Origin of the sequence: Micromonospora sp. DSM 45708 (assembly GCF_039566955.1) — a bacterium.
GTDB lineage: Bacteria > Actinomycetota > Actinomycetes > Mycobacteriales > Micromonosporaceae > Micromonospora.
This window is the reverse complement of sequence record NZ_CP154796.1, coordinates 2,473,251-2,493,587: the sequence shown is the minus strand read 5'-3', so window position 1 is coordinate 2,493,587 and position 20,337 is coordinate 2,473,251. Positions and strand designations below refer to the sequence as shown.

At 71.9% G+C, this 20,337-nt stretch carries 14 protein-coding genes; 2 read left to right on the top strand and 12 right to left on the bottom strand.

The window, feature by feature from the left end; translation table 11 throughout:
* Positions 1-88 precede the first annotated feature (88 nt).
* From VKK44_RS10930 to VKK44_RS10915, 4 genes are all read right to left on the bottom strand, one after another.
* Positions 89-1,030 (bottom strand): transporter substrate-binding domain-containing protein, encoded by a 942-nt coding sequence (locus VKK44_RS10930; protein WP_343446795.1) that lies wholly within the window; start codon positions 1,028-1,030, stop codon positions 89-91.
* A gap of 94 nt (positions 1,031-1,124) precedes the next feature.
* Positions 1,125-2,009, bottom strand: coding sequence for a MurR/RpiR family transcriptional regulator (locus tag VKK44_RS10925; RefSeq protein ID WP_343446794.1), 885 nt, complete (start codon positions 2,007-2,009; stop codon positions 1,125-1,127).
* A gap of 71 nt (positions 2,010-2,080) precedes the next feature.
* Positions 2,081-3,508, bottom strand: coding sequence for a hypothetical protein (locus VKK44_RS10920; RefSeq protein WP_343446793.1), 1,428 nt, complete (start codon positions 3,506-3,508; stop codon positions 2,081-2,083).
* A gap of 133 nt (positions 3,509-3,641) precedes the next feature.
* Entirely contained in the window at positions 3,642-4,907 is a 1,266-nt protein-coding gene (locus tag VKK44_RS10915) for a cyanophycinase (RefSeq protein ID WP_343446792.1), read from the bottom strand.
* Between the two features lie 202 nt (positions 4,908-5,109).
* Here VKK44_RS10915 and VKK44_RS10910 point away from each other — a divergent pair, with 202 nt between their 5' ends.
* Together VKK44_RS10910 and VKK44_RS10905 are read left to right on the top strand one after the other, a co-directional pair.
* Entirely contained in the window at positions 5,110-6,594 is a 1,485-nt protein-coding gene (locus VKK44_RS10910) for an arabinofuranosidase catalytic domain-containing protein (RefSeq protein WP_343446791.1), read from the top strand.
* A gap of 64 nt (positions 6,595-6,658) precedes the next feature.
* A complete protein-coding gene (locus VKK44_RS10905) occupies positions 6,659-9,415 on the top strand; it encodes a beta-L-arabinofuranosidase domain-containing protein (protein ID WP_343446790.1) in 2,757 nt (918 codons plus the stop codon).
* A gap of 520 nt (positions 9,416-9,935) precedes the next feature.
* On the opposite strand, the gene VKK44_RS10900 is transcribed toward VKK44_RS10905, so the two are convergent.
* The 8 genes from VKK44_RS10900 to araB form a co-directional block, all read right to left on the bottom strand.
* Complete coding sequence (locus tag VKK44_RS10900; RefSeq protein WP_343446789.1) at positions 9,936-10,925, bottom strand: LacI family DNA-binding transcriptional regulator; 990 nt, start codon at positions 10,923-10,925, stop codon at positions 9,936-9,938.
* 412 nt (positions 10,926-11,337) lie between these two features.
* The gene (araA, locus tag VKK44_RS10895) at positions 11,338-12,840 is read right to left on the bottom strand and encodes an L-arabinose isomerase (protein WP_343446788.1); all 1,503 of its coding nucleotides are present in this window, start codon (positions 12,838-12,840) and stop codon (positions 11,338-11,340) included.
* Between the two features lie 26 nt (positions 12,841-12,866).
* Positions 12,867-13,859 carry a galactofuranose ABC transporter, permease protein YjfF gene (yjfF, locus tag VKK44_RS10890; RefSeq protein WP_343446787.1) on the bottom strand — a complete coding sequence of 331 codons (993 nt, stop codon included), beginning with the start codon at positions 13,857-13,859 and terminating at the stop codon, positions 12,867-12,869.
* A complete protein-coding gene (locus VKK44_RS10885) occupies positions 13,856-14,926 on the bottom strand; it encodes an ABC transporter permease (RefSeq protein WP_343446786.1) in 1,071 nt (356 codons plus the stop codon). The genes yjfF and VKK44_RS10885 overlap by 4 nt, the downstream gene beginning before the upstream one ends.
* The gene (locus VKK44_RS10880) at positions 14,923-16,464 is read right to left on the bottom strand and encodes a sugar ABC transporter ATP-binding protein (RefSeq protein ID WP_343446785.1); all 1,542 of its coding nucleotides are present in this window, start codon (positions 16,462-16,464) and stop codon (positions 14,923-14,925) included. The genes VKK44_RS10885 and VKK44_RS10880 overlap by 4 nt, the downstream gene beginning before the upstream one ends.
* Before the next feature lie 74 nt (positions 16,465-16,538).
* Positions 16,539-17,537, bottom strand: coding sequence for an ABC transporter substrate-binding protein (locus tag VKK44_RS10875; RefSeq protein ID WP_343446784.1), 999 nt, complete (start codon positions 17,535-17,537; stop codon positions 16,539-16,541).
* A 91-nt stretch (positions 17,538-17,628) separates the two neighbouring features.
* On the bottom strand, positions 17,629-18,312 hold the full coding sequence (locus VKK44_RS10870; protein WP_343446783.1) for an L-ribulose-5-phosphate 4-epimerase: 684 nt from the start codon (positions 18,310-18,312) through the stop codon (positions 17,629-17,631).
* The gene (gene araB / locus VKK44_RS10865) at positions 18,309-19,991 is read right to left on the bottom strand and encodes a ribulokinase (protein WP_343446782.1); all 1,683 of its coding nucleotides are present in this window, start codon (positions 19,989-19,991) and stop codon (positions 18,309-18,311) included. Before araB ends, VKK44_RS10870 begins: the two co-directional genes overlap by 4 nt.
* Positions 19,992-20,337 lie beyond the last annotated feature (346 nt).

Genomic DNA, 20,337 nt, shown 5'->3' with positions numbered 1-20,337 from the left:
CGGCGGTCGCCGGGCGCCCTTCGGGCCCGCCCTCACGGAGTCGAAGAGGGCGCCCGGCGACCGCGGTTCGGGGGGGTGGTCCGCCGGGTCAGTCGATGGCCTGGTCGACGGTGGCCTTGTCGATCGCGATCGGGGTCTGCTTCCAGCGGGCCAGGATCTTGCCGTAGGTGCCGTCGTCGATCAGCGACTGCACGGCGGCCCGGTACGCCTCGGCCAGTTCCTTGTTCGCCTTGAGGAACCCGAAGCCGTTCGGGCTGGCCAGCCAGCCGTTGGGCGAGGACGGGTCGTCGACCAGCTCGGCCTTGCCGGCGAGCGAGCCGGCGGTCTCCACCAGGTTGACCCGGGTGGCGGCGACCACCTGCACGTTGCCGGCGATCAGCGCCTGCACGGCCTGCGGGTTCTCCGGGTACTCCTTGACCTCCAGCGGCCGGCCGGCGCAGCTCTCCTTGGCGTACGTGGCCAGGTTCTTCGCCTGGTTGCTGGCCTTCTGCACGGCGACGGTGCGTCCGCAGAGGTCGGCCACGGTCCGCACGCCGAGCGGGTTGCCGGCGGCGACCAGGAACCCGGTGCCGGAGGCGGAGTAGTCGACGAACGTGGCGACCTGCTGGCGTTCCTTCTTGTCGGTGATGCCTCCGGCGATGGCGTCGTACTTGGCGGCCTGGAGACCGGGCACCAGGCCGTCGAACGGCTGCTGGGTGAAGGTGGCCTTGAGGCCGAGCCGGGCCGAGGCGGCCTGGAACAGGTCGTGGTCGAGGCCGACGAACTGGTCGGTGCGGCCTTCCACCTTGAAGTCGATGAACGGCTGGTAGGGGGCGTTGGTGGCGACCGTGACGGTGCCGCGACCGCGCACGTCGGACGGGACCTTGGCGGCGACGGCCTTGTCGGTCTCGACCGGGCCGACACCGTCGATGGTGACCGAGACGGGCGTGATCTCGTCGGTGGCGTCACCGGTCGCGGCGGAGCCGCAGGCGGCGGTGGCGGCGAGCAACACCGTGGTCGCGCCGACCAGGGCGAGGGATCGGATACGCATGGGGGAAGTCCTTCCGGGGGCCGGAACAGCCAGCCCCCGGACTGTAACTCACGTTACGATCTCGGTGGGGTTACAGTTTTTTGTAACGGACGTTTCAGTGGTCGCCGAACGCCTGCTGCGCCCCCTCCATCGCCTTGAGCCGCGCGCCGGCCACCGGGCCGAGCCTGTCGATCAGCGCCGCGACCAGCGTCTCCACCAACGCCAGCGTGGGCACGAAGCTGTCGTACGGCGACGGCGACTCGACCCGCGCGGGCAGCACCACCTCGGCCAGCCCGGCCACCGGCGACAGCCACCGGTCGGTGAACAGCACCACCCGCGCGCCCCGGGCGGTCACCTCCCGGGCCAGCGCCAGCGTCGACTCCTCGTACCGGCGGAAGTCGAAGAGCACGACGAGATCCCGCTTGCCGACGTCGACCAGCAGGTCCGCGCGCTCCACCGGCCCGGGGGGCAGCAGCCGGCTGTTGCCCCGCACCTGCATCAGGTGCAGCACCAGATAGTGGGCCACCAGCGCGGAGAACCGACCACCGGCCGCGGTGACCCGGAACTGCTGGTCGGCCAGGAGGCGCACGGCGGCGTCCAACTCGCCCTGGGGCAGGTCGGCCAGCGTGCCGGCCACCGCCTCCGGCAGCGTCGCCGCGGCCCGGGGCAACGCGCCCGCCGGTGGCGTCCCGCCGTGCTCGGCGGCCCGGTAGGCGGTCAGCGGCGACGTCTCCCGCTCCGCCAGCTCGTCGCGCAGCGCGCGCTGGAACTCCGGGTACCCGCCGAAACCGAGCCGGGACAGCAGCCGCAGCACGGTCGGTGCGCTCACCTCGGCGCGTTCGGCAAGCGCCGCCACCGTGCCCAGGCCGGCGGACGGGTAGGCGGCGAGCAGGGCGCGGGCGACCCGGCGCTCGGCCGGGCTGCACTCGCCGAGCCGCCCGCGGATCAGCGCCGCGACGCCCACCACGTGCGGTTCGTCGACAGCATCGGAGTTCGGCACGAGCAGAGCGTAACGGCCCGTCGGTCCGTGGGCGGGCGGGCGTCGCCGCCCGCCCACGAACCCCGTCCCGGTCAGGACTTCGTGACCGCGCAGGCGTAGTCGGCCGTGCCGGAGCCGGCGTACGCCTCCAGGTCGAGGTGGTAGGTGGCCGAGCCGGAGGCGGTCCGGGTCAGCGTGACCGACTCGTCCGTCCCGGCCCCGTCGTTCACCGACCGGGTCAACGTGCTGCCGGTGGCGCTGAGCAGGTAGAGGTCCGCGTCGTACGCGGACGGCACCGCGCAGTTGACGGTCAGCGTCTGTCCACTACCGAGCGTCAGTGCGAAGTAGTCCCGGTCGGAGGCGCTCTTCATGTCCCCGGTGATCGTGGCCGGGAACGTCAGCCCGGAGACGTCGTTGGCGGCGGTCCGGGAGTCGTTCGGCTCCACCTCGGCGTAGGACGACCCGCCGGACGGCGGCGGCGTGGACGAGCAGTCGGTCACCGGCGTACCGCTGTAGAGGCTGGCGTCCGGCACGCCGGCGCGCACGCTGCGCAGGTAGTAGCCGCAGGTGGGCCGGTTGGCGAAGTCGTAGCTCTGCCCGTCGGTCAGCTTCCAGATCTTGACGCCGGTGTAGGTCAGCGGCTGCCCGGACACCGCCACCTCGGGCTGGTGGTCGCCGAGCACCACGTACGCGCTCGGGCCGCTGAGCGTGGCCCGGCCGGCCCGGTCGACGTAGAGCGAGGCACCCTCCTCGACCCCGACGCCCCACGCCTTGCCGCCGGAGACCAGCCCGTCCTTGACCGCGCGGGCCACGAACGCGATGGTCCGGCCCATCCGGTCCCGGGTGACGAAGTGCGAGTCGTTGATGGTGCCGGCGTAGTTCGGCCAGCGGAACATGCCGGTGGTGAACGTCAACGACCGGTCGTACGGGTTGGCCAGCGCGGTCGCCGAGGTGGCGCTCGCGGTGCAGGCGTCGTAGACCACGTCGCTGTTGACGTGGTGGCCGGCGCTGCCGCCGCCGACGCCGCCGCCCTTGGCCACCACCGACTCCACCGACGCCTCCAGCGCGGTGCCCTTCCAGGCCACGTAACGGCACTGGTCGCCGCCGGCGAAGTAGACGAACTCGGCGTTGCGGATGTCCGCGTTGACCTGGCTGTTGTTCCCGTCGGCGGCGGCGGTGAGGGTGAGCGTGGTGCAGGAGTTGACGCCGGCCAGCGGCGTGATCACGTCGCATTCCGGCGTGCCGGTGCCGGAGCCGGCGACCACCACCACGTCGATCGCGCCGGTGCCGCCGCGGATCGCGTCGACCGCCTTCGTCATGGTGGCGGTGACGATGCCGCCGGAGCCGTTCATGGTGTACGCCGGGCCGGACCAGCTCGCCCGGGCGGCGTCGGTGGCGCTGCCCTGGCGTACCCGGGTGACCTGGGCGTGCGCGGCGGTGACGCCGAGCGGGACGACGGTGAGGAGCGCGGCGGCGGACGCCGTCACGGCGAGCCGGCGAGCGTTGCGGGAAGGGGACATGGGCACCTCCGAGGGGCCACGAAGCGATGAAACAGAAGTTACATCCATTAAGTTCACTGCTCAATACGTAACTTCTGTTACATCGAGATGACGGTGGCGCCGGACGCCCGCCCGACGCCGCCGCACCACCGCGTCAGACCGGTCGGATGCCGACCACCACGTCGGTGAACGTGGTCGCCGTCGCCCCCCGGTACGCCGCGAAACCGGCGCCCCGGGTCAGCCGCGCCGCCCACACCGGGTCCTTCTCGTACGACGTGCCGCTGACCGTCACGCACCCGGTGCGGGCGGCCAGCCCGTCCTCGACCAGCCCGACCATGGCGTAGTCGTAGAAGACGTCCTCGGACGGCGTCGCGGTGCACGGTCCGGCCACCGGCCGGACGCGCGGCTTGCCGGCGGCCGGCACGAGCCGCCAGCGCGGCGCGTCGTACGCGTCCCCGGCGGTGAGCCGGCTCCACCGCACACCCTCGATCCCCCACACCCCGCCGTGGTCGGTGACCCGGGCCCGGCGCAGGTCCAGCACGCCGACGCCACGCTGCCCGAGCACCCGCAGCGACTGCCGCCGGCCGCCGACGCCGGTCACCTCCAGCGCGGTGTTCTCGTCCAGACCGAACACCCGCTTGTGCCCGGTGTCCGAGGCGAGGCGGATCGACCGTGCCTCCCGCCCCCGGCGGGAGAAGTGCGTGTCGACCAGCCCGGCGGTGAAGAACCCGAACCCGCCGCGCGGCAGGTAGCCGAGCACGTCCGGGTCGTCGAAGTAGCCCGGCTTCGCGCCGTCGCGCAGCCCCGGCTCGGTGGAGCCGCCGGTGATCATGTCGCGGCCGGCCATGATCTGCGCGCCCGCGCTGGTGCCGGCGACCACCGCGCCGCCCCGCAGCTTGCGCCGGATCGCGGCCAGCGCCGCGCTGTCCCGCTGCGCCGCCCCCCGGGTCATCGTGGTGACGTAGCGGTACTGGTCGCCGCCGCCGAGGAAGAAGCCGGTCATCGACTCGACCTGCCGGACCACCGCCGGATCGTCGGCCGCGCCCGGGTGGTCCAGGTCGATCGGGATCCACCGGGCGTCGGCCACCCCGTAGGAGCGGAACAGCTCGGCGTAGTAGTCGCCGTTGCAGACACTGTTGTTGCACTCCGGCGTGCCGGCGTCGGGATCCTCGGCGGGCACCGGCGCGCCCGCGGTGAGGATGCCGATCCGGGCCCTGCCGGGACCACCGGCCAGCCGGACGATGTCGTCGTAGATCTCCCGGTTGTCGTCGGCGAGCGCGCCACCGACCAGCACCAGGCTGCCGCCGTCGCGGTGGGGGTGGGACGCGGTGGCCGAGGCCGGGACCGCGGCCACCGGCACGCTGAGCGCGACCGCCGCACAGGCGCCGACCCCCAGGGTCAGCAGGCGGTTCAAGGGCATGGTTGCTCCTCACAGAACCGTGAGGGCGGACCGCGCCCCAGAGCGTACGGCATCGGTGACGCGTCGACAATCATGAGAGCGCTAACATCGTCGCTCGTTGATCTCAGGCCCCAACCAGACGTTGACAGTCGACTATGTAAACGCCACGCTAGGGACGATTGTTAGCGTTAACTTGTTCGTCATCTCCGTCGGAGGAGGATCGATGGACCCCACCCCCACCACCCGCCGTCACCGCCTGGCGGTCGCGCTCGCACCCCTGGCCCTGCTGGTCGCCGTGACCGCGTCCGTGGTCGGCTCCGCCGCGCCCCCCGCGCGGGCCGCCGGCACCGGCCCCTGCGACATCTACGCCGCCGGCGGCACGCCCTGCGTGGCCGCGCACAGCACCACCCGCGCGCTCTACGGCGCCTACGCCGGGCCGCTCTACCAGGTGCGTCGCGCGTCCGACAACACCACCCGCGACATCGCCCCGATCGCCGCCGGCGACGTCGCGAACGCCGCCACCCAGGACGCGTTCTGCGCCAACACGAGCTGCCTGATCAGCGTCATCTACGACCAGTCCGGCCGCGGCAACCACCTGACCCAGGCCCCGCCCGGTGGGTTCTCCGGCCCGGCGGCCGGCGGCTACGACAACCTCGCCGACGCCACCCTCGCCCCGGTCACGCTGAACGGCCGCAAGGCGTACGGCGTGTTCGTGGCGCCCGGCACCGGCTACCGCGACAACACCACGAACGGCATCGCCACGGGCGACCAGCCCGAGGGCATGTACGCCATCTTCGACGGCACCCACTACAACGGCGGCTGCTGCTTCGACTACGGCAACGCCGAGACCAACAGCCGCGACAACGGCAACGGCACCATGGAGGCCATCTACTTCGGCAACATCAAGGTCTGGGGCTACGGCACCGGCAACGGTCCCTGGGTGATGGCCGACCTGGAGAACGGGCTGTTCTCCGGCGTCAACCCCGGCTACAACGCCAACGACCCGTCGGTGAGCCACCGGTTCCTGACCGCGATCGTCAAGGGCGAGCCGAACCACTGGGCCATCCGGGCCGGCAACGCCCAGTCCGGCGGGCTGTCCACGTACTACGACGGCAAGCGGCCGAACGCCTCCGGGTACAACCCGATGAAGAAGGAAGGCGCGATCATCCTCGGCATCGGCGGCGACAACAGCCACGGCTCCGCCGGCACGTTCTACGAGGGCGTGATGACCTCCGGCTACCCGACCGACGCCACCGAGAACGCCGTCCAGGCCAACATCACCGCCGCCGGCTACGCGGCGACCACCGGCGGCAGCCGGCAGAACGTCGAGATCGTCGGCAGCCAGTCGGGCCGCTGCGTCGACGTGCCCAACGGCAGCACCACCAACGGCACCCAGGTGCAGCTCTGGGACTGCTGGGGCGGCACCATGCAGCGCTGGACCTACACCGCCGCCCGGCAACTCCAGGTGTACGGCAACAAGTGCCTCGACGCCGAGGCGTCCGGGACCACCGCCGGCACCCGGGCCATCATCTGGGACTGCAACGGCCAGGCCAACCAGCAGTGGAACCTCAACAGCAACGGCACCATCAGCAGCGCCCAGTCCGGGCTCTGCCTCGACGCCACCAGCCAGGGCACCGCGAACGGCACCAAGGTCGCGCTCTGGACCTGCAACGGCGGCGCCAACCAGCAGTGGAACCTGCGCAACTGATCCGTCGGCCGGGCGGGCGACGGCCCGCCCGGCCGACTCCGTCTTCCCGTCCCGGAGGCTTCGCATGCCCGCTCCCCTCATGAACCGCCGGATGCTCCTGCGCGCGACCGGCGCGACCGCCGTCGCGGCCGGCGCCGGCGCCGCCGTCGGCTCCCTCACCGGCGGCGGCACGGCCGGCGCCGCCCTGGCCCCGGCCCGCCCGGACATCGGCGTCTCCGCGTACGCGTTCGACCCCGGCCAGGTACGGCTGACCACGAGCCGCTGGTTGGACAACCAGAACCGCACGCTGTCCTACCTGCGTTTCGTCGACGTCAACCGGCTGCTCTACAACTTCCGCGCCAACCACCGGCTCTCCACCGCCGGGGCCGCCGCCAACGGCGGCTGGGACGCGCCGACGTTCCCGTTCCGCACCCACATGCAGGGCCACTTCCTGACCGCCTGGGCGCAGGCCTGGGCGGTGACCGGCGACACCACCTGCCGGGACAAGGCGGTCACCATGGTCGCCGAGCTGGCGAAGTGCCAGGCCAACAACGGCGCGGCCGGCTTCAACACCGGCTACCTGTCCGGCTTCGCAGAGTCCGACTTCACCGCGCTGGAGGCACGGACGCTGAGCAACGGCAACGTGCCCTACTACTGCATCCACAAGACACTGGCCGGCCTGCTCGACGTGTGGCGCCTGATCGGCAGCACGCAGGCCCGCGACGTGCTGCTGGCGCTCGCCGGCTGGGTCGACTGGCGCACCGGCCGGCTCACCTCGGCCCAGATGCAGGCCATGCTCGGCACCGAGTTCGGCGGCATGAACGCGGTGCTCACCGACCTCTACCAGCAGACCGGCGACGCCCGGTGGTTGACCGCGGCGCAACGCTTCGACCACGCCGCCGGGTTCAACCCGCTCGCGTCGAACTCCGACCAGCTCAACGGGCTGCACGCGAACACCCAGGTGCCCAAGTGGATCGGGGCGGCCCGGGAGTACAAGGCCACCGGCACCACCCGCTACCGCGACATCGCCACCAACGCCTGGAACATCACCGTCGGCGCGCACACGTACGCCATCGGCGGCAACAGCCAGGCCGAGCACTTCCGCGCGCCCAACGCCATCGCCGGTTACCTGCGTAACGACACCTGCGAGGCGTGCAACACCTACAACATGCTCAAGCTGACCCGGGAGCTGTGGCAGCTCGACCCCGACCGGGTCGCGTACGTCGACTTCTACGAGCGGGCGCTGCTCAACCACATGATCGGCCAGCAGAACCCGGCCGACAGCCACGGCCACGTCACGTACTTCACCCCGCTGAACCCGGGCGGTCGACGCGGTGTCGGCCCGGCCTGGGGCGGCGGCACCTGGAGCACCGACTACAACTCCTTCTGGTGCTGCCAGGGCACCGGGCTGGAGACCAACACCAACCTGGCCGACGGCATCTACTACCACAACGGCACCACGCTGACCGTCAACCTGTTCCTGCCCTCGGTGCTCACCTGGAGCCAGCGCGGCATCACGGTCACCCAGAGCACCTCGTACCCGGTCTCCGACACCACGACGCTCACGGTCACCGGCTCGGTGGCCGGGTCGTGGACGATGCGGATCCGGATCCCGTCGTGGACCACCGGGGCGACCGTCAGTGTCAACGGCACGGCGCAGGGCATCGCCACCACGCCGGGCAGCTACGCTGTCCTGACCCGCGACTGGGCCGCCGGGGACGTGGTCACGGTCCGCCTGCCGATGCGGGTGACCACGGTCGCCGCCAACGACGACGCGGCGGTCCAGGCGGTCACGTACGGCCCGGTGGTGCTCTCCGGCAACTACGGCAACACCACGTTGAGCGCGCTGCCGACGCTGGACGTCGCCTCGGTCACCCGGACCGGCAGCGGATCCCTGGCGTTCACCGCCACGGCGAACGGCGCCGCCGTCAACCTCGGGCCCTTCTACGACGCGCACGGGTTCAACTACACGGTCTACTGGCGGGCCGGTCCGGGCAGCGGCGGTGGCGGCGAGGCGAGCTTCCGACTGGCCAACGCCGCCAGCGGGCTCGTGCTGGGCATCCAGAACATGTCCACCGCCGACGGCGGGCTCGCCCTCCAGTGGGGCGACACCGGCACCGCCGACCACGACTGGCAGCTCCTGGTCGACGGGTCGGCGCTGAAGCTACGCAACGTCAACAGCGGCAAGGTGCTCGGCGTGGAGAACATGTCCACCGCCGACAACGCGCGGATCCTCCAGTGGGCCGACAACGGCACCGCCGACCATCTCTGGACGGTCGTCGACGTCGGCGACGGCACCCACAAGCTGCGCAACGTCAACAGCGGCAAGCTGCTCGGCATCTCCGGCGGCTCGACCGCGCAGGGCGCGACGGCGGTGCAGGACCCGGACAACGGCAGCGCGGACAACCAGTGGCGTTTCCTGCCCAACGGCGCCCGCCGGCTCCAGAACCTCGGCAGCGGGCTCGTGCTCGGCGTGCAGGACATGTCCACCGCCGACGGCGGGCTGGTCATCCAGTGGGGCGACTCCGGCACCGCCGACCACCTCTGGACCGCGCTCGTGGACACCGGCGGCTACCTGCGGCTGCGCAACTCGAACAGCGGCAAGGTGCTCGGCGTCGAGGGCGGCTCCACCGCCGCCGGCGCGCGGATCGTCCAGTGGGCCGACAACGGCGCCGCCGACCACCGCTGGCGGCTGCGTCACGGCGGGAACGGCTACTTCCGCGTCCAGTGCGCGAACGGAGGCCGGGTGCTCGGCCTGAACGGCGGCTCCGGCAGCCAGGGAGCGCAGGCCGTGCTCGGCGACGACACCGGCGCCGCGCACCAGCGCTGGCGCTTCGTCTGAGATTCGGGGTACGCGACGGGACGCCCGCCCCGCGCGTACACCCGTGGTGACGCCGTCGCCGCCGGGCCGGGCGACCCGGCGGCGACGGCTCGACCCCGCCGCGCGAGCCGGCTGACCGGACGGGCTCGGCGGACGGCCGGTCGGCAGCCGTCGGTGCCCCTGCCGCCCGACGGGCTCGGCGGACCTCCCGATCGGCAACCCCTCGGCGTCCCTGTCGAGCTGAGAGCACCAACGAGTCAGCCGGCCAAGCTCCGGTCGCCCAACGTCACGCGTCGTCACTTCGTCGCGTCCTCCGGACGGCGGGGGTCGGCCGAGCGAGGGCTGAGTCATTCGTGCTCTCAGCTTGACAGGGCGGACGGCGGGCATGGTCGCCCGGCGCGAGGCGGGGCCGGGTCAGGTCCAGAACGCGCAGCGCAGCGAAACGGCTCAGCGTCGCAAAAACGGGTCAGCGCCGCGAGAGGGCTCAGCGCAGCGGGAAGGGCTCAGCGCAGCGGGAAGGGCTCAGCGCAGCGGGAAGGGCTCAGCGCAGCGGGGGTGGGCCGACGCTGCGGCGCGGGACCAGCGTCGGCGCGATGGTCTGCCGCAGCGGCCCGACGCTGGCGGACTCGATCTGGGTCAGCAGCAGATCGAGGCTCGCCCGGGCCACCGCCCCGAAGTCGGGTCGCACGGTGGTCAGCGGCGGGATGAAGTAGGCCGCCTCGGGCACGTCGTCGAAGCCGACCACGCTGATGTCGTCCGGCACCCGTCGACCGTGCTCGTGCAACGCGCGCAGCACGCCGAGCGCCAGGTGGTCGTTGGCGGTGAAGACGGCGGTGACCTCCGGCATCCGGGCCAGCATCTGACCGCACCGGTAGCCCGCCGCGGCGGACCAGTCCGCCGGGACCAGCGGCGGCACCTCGGCGCCGGCGAGCCGCAACGCCTCGCGCCAGCCCTCGATCCGGCCGGCGCTGTCGAACCAGTCCGACGGGCCGGACACGTGCCAGACCGTGCGGTGCCCGGCGTCGAGCAGATGCTGGGTGGCGGCCCGGGCACCGGCCACCTGGTCGACCGTCACCAGTGGGATCGGCCGGCGCGGGTCGCCGTCGACGGTCACCAGCGGCACGTCGTGGGGCAACCGTTCCAGCGCTTCACCGGCCGACTCGACCGGCGCTATCACCACGATGCCGGCCACCCGGTGCGCGAGGTGACGCTCCACCGCGGCCGAGATGGACCGGTGGTCGAGGTCGCTGACGCTGCCGACGCTGACCGCGAAGCCGGCCTCGGCGGCGGTCTGCTCCAGCGCGGCCAGCAGCGAGGCCGGGCCGTAGAGCGTGGTGTTCTGCGCGACCACGCCGATCACCTGGGACCGGCCGGTGACCAACGCGCGGGCCGCGCGGTTGGGTCGGTAGCCGAGTTCGGTGATCGCCGCCTGGACCCGTAGTCGGGTCTGCTCCCGCACATTGGGATGCCCGTTCAGCACCCGGGAGACCGTCTGGTGCGAGACGCCGGCGAGGCGTGCCACGTCCGTCATCGCAGGACCGCGCACGGCCACCTCACTTTCGCCACTGCCCACGTGGCCGAACCGGGTCGACGTCGACCGGGCCGGCCCGGGTGGCGACAGTCTACGCCAGTTGTCCCACCGGCCACGGGACGGTCGATCCACCGTTCGCGTCATCCTGTCGGATTATCGGGGAATTGACGCCGAGCCCATTCTCATTTCGTGGCGACCGGCGGGAAGCCGCAGCTCCGGGCCCGTACCCAGGGCCCCCAGCGGGGCATTTCCGGCGAGCGCCGGCGCCCCCGGGCCGGGCAATTCTTCGACACCTCAGGGGTGCGGAAAATGGTGACCCGCGTCACGGCTCGGAGAAGAAGACACAAACGGGTGGTGGGGGGGCGGGGGGGGGGGGGCCCCCCCACCACCCGTCACGGTGCTGCGGCGGCGGTCAGAACCCGCGGGCGAGCCGGTAGTACGCCTGGTTCCAGCGCAGCTCGTCGGCGAAGCGGTGCGCCTCGGTGTCGCCGTCGATGATCGCCAGCTCGGTACGCGTCATCGCGGCCAGGTCGCGCAGCTCCTCCACGCCGACCGCCTGGGAGAGCACGGTGTGGTGCGGCGCGCCCGCCGTGATCCACGCCTCCGCCGAGCCGGACAGGTCCGGTCGGGGCCGCCAGACCGCACGGGCCACCGGCAGCCGACGCAACGGCTGCGGCGGCGGCACCACGTCGACCACGTTGGCCACCAGCCGGAACCGCTCCCCCATGTCGGCCATGCCGAGCACCACGGCCGGGCCGGACGCCGCGTCGAAGACCAGCCGGACCGGGTCCTCCCGCCCACCGATGCTCAACGGGTGCACCTCCGCCGTCGGCACGTCCGCGGCGATGCTCGGGCACACCTCCAGCATGTGCGCGCCGAGGACCAGCTCGTGCCCGACCGACAGGTCGTAGGTGTAGTCCTCCATGAAGGACGTGCCGCCCTCGACGCCGACGGCCATCGCCTTCAACGTCCGTACCAGCACGGAGGTCTTCCAGTCCCCCTCGCCGCCGAACCCGTAACCGTCGGCCATCAGCCGCTGCACCGCGATGCCGGGGAGCTGGCGCAGGCCGCCCAGGTCCTCGAAGTTCGTGGTGAACGCGCGGAAGCCGCCGGCGTCCAGGAACGTGCGCAGACCCAGCTCCTGGCGGGCGGCGTAGCGCAGCGAGTCGTGCCGGTCGCCGCCGGGGCGCAGCGCGGCGTCCACCCGGTAGGTGTCGTCGTACTCCTTGACCAGGTCGTCCACCTGCGCGTCGGCTACCTGGTCGACCGCGTCGACCAGGTCGTTGACGCCGTAGGTGTTGACCGAGACGCCGAACCGCAGCTCCGCCTCGACCTTGTCCCCCTCGGTCACCGCGACGTCGCGCATGTTGTCGCCGAACCGGGCCAGCCGCAACGTCCGCATCGACGACCAGCCGACCGCCGCGCGGGCCCAGGCCGCCACCCGACCGACCACCCGCGGGTCGGTGACGTGGCCGGCGACCGTCTTGCGGGCCACCCCGAGCCGGGTCTGGATGTACCCGAACTCGCGGTCGCCGTGCGCGGCCTGGTTCAGGTTCATGAAGTCCATGTCGATGGTGTCCCACGGCAGCGCCACGTTGGCCTGCGTGTGCAGGTGCAGCAGCGGCGTCTGCAGCGCGTCCAGCCCGGCGATCCACATCTTCGCCGGCGAGAACGTGTGCATCCAGGCGATCACCCCGACCGCGCCCTGCACGGCCGCGTCCCGGCACACCGCCAGAATGTCCGCGCTGGAGGTCAGGACCGGCTTCCAGCACACCCGGACCGGGATGTCCGGCGAGGCGTCCAACCGGGCGGCGATCTCCCGGGACTGGTCGGCGACCTGTCGGAGCGTGTCCTCGCCGTAGAGGCCCTGACTGCCGGTGAGGAACCAGACCTCGGGCTGGGGGTGAGTTGCCATGTTGTTGCCTTCCGCGCTAGGAGCCGTCACTTGAACCGGATGCCGATGAGGCGCTGGAGGAGGATGAACGCGAACAGCAGCCCGCCGATCACGATCTTCGTCCACCAGGAGTTGAGGCTGCCGTCGAACGTGATCAGCGTCTGGATGACGCCGAGCACCAGCACGCCGAGAACAGTGCCGAAGACGTAGCCGGACCCGCCGGTCAGGACGGTCCCGCCGATCACGACCGCGGCGATCACGTCCAGCTCCATGCCGACGGCGATCAGCGGCGCGCCGGAGAGCGTGTAGAACGACAGCAGGATGCCGCCGATCGCCGAGCACAACCCGCTGATGGTGTAGACGGCGATCCGGGTGCGCCCGACCGGCAGTCCCATCAGCAGCGCCGACTGCGCGTTGCCGCCGACCGCGTACACGTTGCGGCCGAACCGGGTGTACGCCAGCACGTACGCGGCGACCAGGACCACCGCGAACGCGATCAGCACACTGATCGACACGAAGTTCCCGGCCGGATTGCCGATGCGCTCCTGGGACATGCCGGTCCAGAAACCGTCGGTGATGGAGATCGAGGCGCCGCTGATGAACGTGCACATGCCCCGGGCGAAGAACATCCCGGCGAGCGTGACGATGAACGGTTGGATGTCGAAGAAGTGGATCGCGCAGCCCATCAGGAACCCCAGGATCGGGCCGATGAGCAACGCGATGACGAGCACCAGGGCCGCCGGCACCCCGTCGCGCAGCAGCGCGGCCGACACCATCGCGGTCATCGCGACGACCGCGCCGACGGACAGGTCGATGCCGCCGGTGAGGATCACGAACGTCATGCCGACCGCGACCACGAGCACGAAACCGTTATCGATGAAGACGTTGAAGACGACCTGGACGTTGGAGAAGGCGCGGTACTGGGACACCCCGATGCCGTACATGACCAGCAACAACGTGAGGGTGGCCAGGACCGGGACGTGCCGCCGGGACAGGCTGGGCCGCCAGGACCGGCGGGTGGTCAACGACGTGCTGGTCATGCCGGCACCTGCTCCTTCTCCCGCTGCGGGGTCGCCGGGCCGGGCTCGACGCCGCGTCGGCGGCGACGGAACCGGGCCCGGAACGCCGGGGCCTGCACGAGGCAGACGGCGATGACGACGACGGCCTTGAAGAGCAGCGACGTCTGCGGCGAAATGTTCATGGCGTACACCGTGGTGGTCAGCGTCTGGATGATCAGCGCACCGAGGACGGTGCCGCTGAGCGAGAACCGGCCACCGGCCAGCGAGGTGCCGCCGATGACCACCGCGAGGATCGCGTCGAGTTCGATCCAGAGCCCGGCGGCGTTGCCGTCCGCGCTGGACACGTTCGCGGTGACCATGAAGCCGGCGAGCGCGGCACAGGCGGCGCTGACCACGTAGACGAGGAAGACGATGCGCCGGGACCGGATGCCGGCCAGCCGACTGGCCTCGGCGTTGCCGCCGACCGACTCGACGATCAGCCCGAGCGCGGTGCGCCGGGTGAACGCGGCCACCAGCAGCGCGGCGGCCAGCGCGATCAGGATGGCCAGCGGCAGCGTCAGGAAGTGCCCGAGCCCGATGGCCCGGTACGGGCCGGAGTTGATCGTGATGATCTGGCCCTCGGTGACGAGCTGGGCGATCCCGCGGCCGGCCACCATGAGGATCAGCGTGGCGATGATGGGCTGGATGCCGATCACCGCGACCAGCACCCCGTTCCAAGCGCCGAGCACCAGCGCGACGCCGAACGCCAGGGCCAGCGCGGTGAGCACGGTGGACGGGCTGTTCGGGTCGGCCGCCTCGCTGATGTGCAGGCAGGCGATCGCGCCGCTGATGGCGCAGAGCGAGCCGACGGACAGGTCGATGCCGCCGGTGGCGATGACCAGGGTCATCCCGAGCGCGACGAGGATCAGCGGCGCGCTCAACCGGAGGATGTCGATCGGGGTGCCGTACAGGTGGCCGCTCTTGACCTCCACGGCGAGGAAGCCGGGCCGGTAGACCGTGTTCGCGAGGATCATGACCACGAGCACGAGGGCCGGCCAGAACAGGCGGTGCCCGGTCAGCGGGCGGAGGCGGTCGGTGAGGGTGTTCATCGGTTCACCTCCTCCCGGGGGGTTCCGCTGGCGATGGTGCGCATGACGCGGTCCGCGTCGAGCGTGTCGTCGTTGGTGAGCTGGGCGACCATCTCACGGTCCCGCATGACCGCGACCCGGTGGCTCAGGCGCAGCACCTCCTCCAGCTCGGCGGAGATGAACAGCACCGCCATGCCGCCGTCGGAGAGCTGCACCACCAGTTTCTGGATCTCGGCCTTGGCGCCGATGTCGATGCCGCGGGTGGGCTCGTCGAGGATGAGCAGGCGCGGCTCGGTGATGAGCCACCGCGCCAGCAGCACCTTCTGCTGGTTGCCGCCGGAGAGGTTGCGCACCGGCAGCTCCGGGTTCGCCGGCCGGATGCTGAGCGCCTGGACGTACTTCTGGACCAGCTCGTCCTGCCGGCGACGCGGGATCGGCCGCAGCCAGCCGCGCGCGGCCTGCATCGCCAGGATCATGTTCTCCCGGACCGACAGCTCCGGCACGATGCCCTCCGCGCGGCGGTTCTCCGAGCAGAAGCCGATGCCCCGGTCGATGGCCTGGATCGGGGTACGCAGCGGCGCCCGGCCGCCGTCGACGAGAACCTGACCGTGGTCGGCGCGGTCGGCGCCGAAGAGCAGCCGGGCCACCTCGGTGCGGCCGGAGCCGAGCAGGCCGGCCAGGCCGACCACCTCACCGGCGTGGATGCGCAGGCTGAACGGGGCGACCGCCCCGCGCCGGCCCAGCTCCGCGGCGTCCACCAGCGGTGCCCGCCCGTCCGGCGCGACGGTGGCGCGCTTCTGCTGCTCGTCGAGGCGCTCCAGCACGTCCAGCTCCTGGCCGATCATCTTCTCCACCAGGCTGAACTGGGGCAGTTCCTCGGTGCGGTACTCCCCCACCAGGGTGCCGTTGCGCAGCACCGTGATGCGGTCGGCGATGCCGTAGACCTGGTCGAGGAAGTGCGTGACGAACAGGATCGCGATCCCCTCGTCCCGGAGCTGGCGCATGATCCGGAAGAGCTGGGCGACCTCGCCGGCGTCCAGGCTGGAGGTCGGTTCGTCGAGGATGAGCACCCGGGCCTGCACGTCGATCGCCCGGGCGATGGCGACCATCTGCTGCACGGCGAGCGAGTACGTCCCGAGCGGCGCGGCGACGTCCAGGTCGAGGTCGAGCCGGGCCAGGAGCGCCCGGGCCCGGCGACGCATCTCGCCCCACCGCACGGCGCCCAGCCGGCGGGGCTCCCGGCCGATGGAGATGTTCTCCGCCACCGACAGGTTCGTGCAGAGGTTGACCTCCTGGTAGACGGTGCTGACGCCGGCCGCGGCGGCCTGCATCGGACCGGAGAAGGACACCTGCTCACCGGCGAGCGTGACGGTGCCGGCGTCGGTGCCGTAGACGCCGGTCAACACCTTGATCAGGGTCGACTTGCCGGCGCCGTTCTCGCCCATGAGGGCGTGGACCTCGCCCGGGAACAGCCGGAAGTCGACGTCGTGGAGCGCGCGCACCCCGGGGAAGGTCTTGCTGATTCCGGTCATGGTCAGGACCGGACGGTCACCCGTCATGCCATCGGACCTCTTCTGAAACGGTGGTGGCACGGAGGCCGCCGTCGGTGCGACGGCGACCCCCGGTGTGGGGCTCAGTACTTGCGGTTGGGCAGCGCTTCCTTCGCCGTCGCCTGCGTGAAGGTGGTCTCCTCGGTCTCGATCCGGGGCGGCACCTCCTCGCCGGCCTTGACCTTCTTGGCCAGGTCCATCAGCTGCGGGCCGAGCAGCGGGCTGCACTCGGCGATGAAGTTGAACTTGCCGTCCGCGAGCGCCTGCATGCCGTCCTTCACCGCGTCCACGGTGATGATGGTGATGTCCTTGCCGGGCACCTTGCCGGCCGCGGTGATCGCCTCGAGCGCGCCCAGGCCCATGTCGTCGTTGTGCGCGAAGAGCACGTCGATCTTCGGGTTGGCCTTCAGGAACTGCTCCATGACCTGCTTGCCGCCGGCGCGGGTGAAGTCACCGGACTGCGACGCGACGATCTTCAGGTTGGGGTTGGCCGCGATGGCCTCGCCGAAGCCCTTCTTCCGGTCGTTCGCCGGCGCCGAGCCGGTCGTGCCCTGAAGCTCGACGATGTTGACCGGACCGGTGGCCGCCTTCTTCTGCTCCACCAGCCACTCACCGGCGAGCCGGCCCTCCTTGACGAAGTCCGAGCCGAGGAACGTCTTGTAGAGCGACTTGTCGGCCGAGTCGACCGCGCGGTCGGTCAGGATCACCGGGATCTTGGCGTCCTTGGCCTCCTTGAGCACGGTGTCCCAGCCGGACTCCACCACCGGCGAGAAGGCGATGACGTCGACCTTCTGCTGGATGAAGTTCCGGATCGCCTTGATCTGGTTCTCCTGCTTCTGCTGCGCGTCGTCGAACTTCAGCTCGACACCGGCCTGACCCGCCGCCTCCTTGATCGAGGTGGTGTTGGCGGTCCGCCAGCCGCTCTCCGCGCCGACCTGGGAGAAGCCCAGGACGAGCTTGTCGCTGCCGCCACTGCCGGAATCGCCGCCGGTGTCGCTGTTGCCGCACGCGACCATGCCGCCGGCGAGCAGCACGCCGGTCAGGACCGCGATCACCGTGCGGGCGGTACTCCTGGTTCGCATTGTTCTCCTCGGGGTGGGGTGATCCGGACGCGCGACCGGCGGGACCGGGGCGACCGGTTGTGGTGGTGGGATGAGGTGGTGCTGGTCCGGGTCACCCGGCGGGCGGGCGCTGGCCGTACACGTTCTGGTAGCGGTCGTGAAGCGAGTCGACGTCGGCCGACGCGATCGGCAGCGGCGGCCCGAGCGCGCGGGCCAGGTGCGCGGTACGGGCGACGTCCTCGCACATCACCGCCGCCTTGACCGCCGCGCGGGCGTCCTTGCCGATGCTGAACACGCCGTGGTTGCGCATGAGCACCGCGGGCGACCGGTGCCCGGACAGCGTGCTGACGATGCCCTTGCCGATGTCGTCGCCGCCGATCAGGGCGAACGGGCCGACCGGGATCTCGCCGCCGAACTCGTCGGCCTGCGCGGTCAACCAGCACGGAATCGCCTCGCCCCGGGCCGCCCAGGCGGTGGCGTAGCCGCTGTGCGTGTGCACGACGCCGCCGACCTCGGGCATCGCGCGGTAGACGTAGGCGTGCGCGGCGGTGTCGCTGGACGGCGAGCCACCGCCGTCGACCACGACCCCGTTGAGGTCGCAGACCACCATGGTGTCGGCGGTCAGGTCGTCGTAGTCCACCCCGCTCGGCTTGATCACCATCAGGTCCTGCCCGGGGACCCGCGCCGAGATGTTGCCGGCGGTCCAGGCGACCAGACGGTAGCGGGTCAGCTCGCCGTGCAGGCGGGCCACCGTCTCGCGGAGCGCGGTGACCTGCCGGGCGACGTCGGGGTTCATCCGACCACCTCCAGGGCCGGGTCGGCGGGCGTCGCGGCGGCGTCCACCGCCGCGTTCCGGATCGCCCGCAGGCGGAGCATGACGTCGTTGGCGCCGCGACCGAAGTGGTCGTGCAGCGCCCGGTACTCGGCGTAGAGCGCGTCGTACGCCCGCACGTTGTCCGGGATCGGCCGGTAGACGGCCTCGTCCACCCGCCCCATGGCCGCCGACGCCTCGTGGATCGACGGGTACGCCCCAGCGGCGACGGCCGCGTGGATGGCCGACCCGAGCGCCGGCCCCTGGGCGGAGCCGATGATGCCCAACGGCCGGTTGGTGACGTCGGCGTAGATCTGCATCAGCAGGCGGTTCGAGGTGAGCCCGCCGGCCACCACCAGGTCGTCGACCGGCACGCCCGCCTCGGCGAACGCCTCCACGATCATCCGGGTGCCGTACGCGGTGGCCTCCAGCAGCGCGCGGTAGACGTCCGGCGGCCGGGTCGCCAGCGTCAGCCCGACGACCAGCCCGCTGAGGTCGTGGTTGACCAGCAGTGAGCGGTTGCCGTTCCACCAGTCCAGCGCCACCAGCCCGTGCGCGCCCACCGGCTGGGCGGCGGCCAGCTCGGTGAGCCGCTCGTGCGAGTCGAGGCCGGCCGGGGCGGCGTGCCGCACGAACCAGCCGAAGATGTCCCCCACGCCGCTCTGCCCGGCCTCGTAGCCCCAGGCGCCCGGGCTGATGCCGCCGTCGACCACGCCGCACATGCCGGGGACCTCGGCGGGGTGGGTGCCGTTGAGCACGTGGCAGGTGGAGGTGCCCATGATCGCCACCAGCCGGCCGGGGCGCAGCGCCTGCGCGGACGCGGCGGTGACGTGCGCGTCGACGTTGCCGACCGCGACCGCGATGCCCTCCGGCAGCCCGGTCCAGGCCGCGGCGCGGGCGCCGAGCACGCCGGCCCGGTCACCCAGCGGCAGCAGCGGGCCGTCCAGTTTGGTCACGAAGTCGGTGAAGCCGGGGTCGAGCGCGGCGAGATAGTCCGGCGAGGGGTAGCGGTCGTCCTGCCGGATTCCCTTGTAGCCGGCGGTGCAGGCGTTGCGCGTCTCCGTCCCGCACAGCTCCCAGACGATCCAGTCGGCGGCCTCGATGAAGCGCTCGGCCCGCCGGTAGACCTCGGGATCCTCGGCCAGGATCTGCAACCCCTTGGCGAACTGCCACTCGGCGGAGATCTTGCCGCCGTAGCGGCCGATCCACGGCTCGCCGCGCTCGTGCGCCAGCGCGTTGATCCGGTCGGCCTGCGGCTGCGCGGCGTGGTGCTTCCACAGCTTGACCCAGGCGTGCGGCCGGTGGCGCAGTTCGGGGACCTCGCACAGCGGGGTGCCGTCGGCGAGCGTCGGCAGCACGGTGCAGGCGGTGAAGTCGGTGCCGATCCCGACCACCCGGGCGGGGTCCACCCCGGCGGCGGCCAGCGCGACCGGCACCGCCTCGCGCAGCACGTCGCGGTAGTCCTCGGGGTCCTGTAGGGCCCAGTCGGGTGGCAGTGCCGGGCCGCCGTCGGGCAGGGCCGTCTCGATCACCCCGTGCCGGTACTCGTGCACCGCGGTGCCGAGTTCGGCGCCGTCCCGGACCCGCACCACGAGCGCCCGCCCGGACAGCGTGCCGAAATCGACCCCGACCACGTACCGGTCGGCCGCCTCCACGTCGCTCATCTACACCTCCGCCGTGTCACGGAGTTAGTGTTAGCGCTCACATATACATCCGTCAAGACACCTCCGCGCAACGGCTGCGTAACGGAGACGGCGACGGCGCTCCGCTCCCCACGACCGGCACGGGGACCGGCCCGCCCAGGCCGGCGGGAGATCCACCACGGACGTCGGCGGCCGGCGGCCGACACCCGGGCCGGGCCCATTGTTAACGACAACAACGGGCCGCCCGCCGATCCATGATCTGGTTCGTCCGTCGGCAGTCCGGGCGGACGACACGAAGGCCCCACCCAGCGGCCCCAGAGGCGCTCTCAACGGCTGTTTTCCGGCCCGGCCACGCATCGGGCAGCCG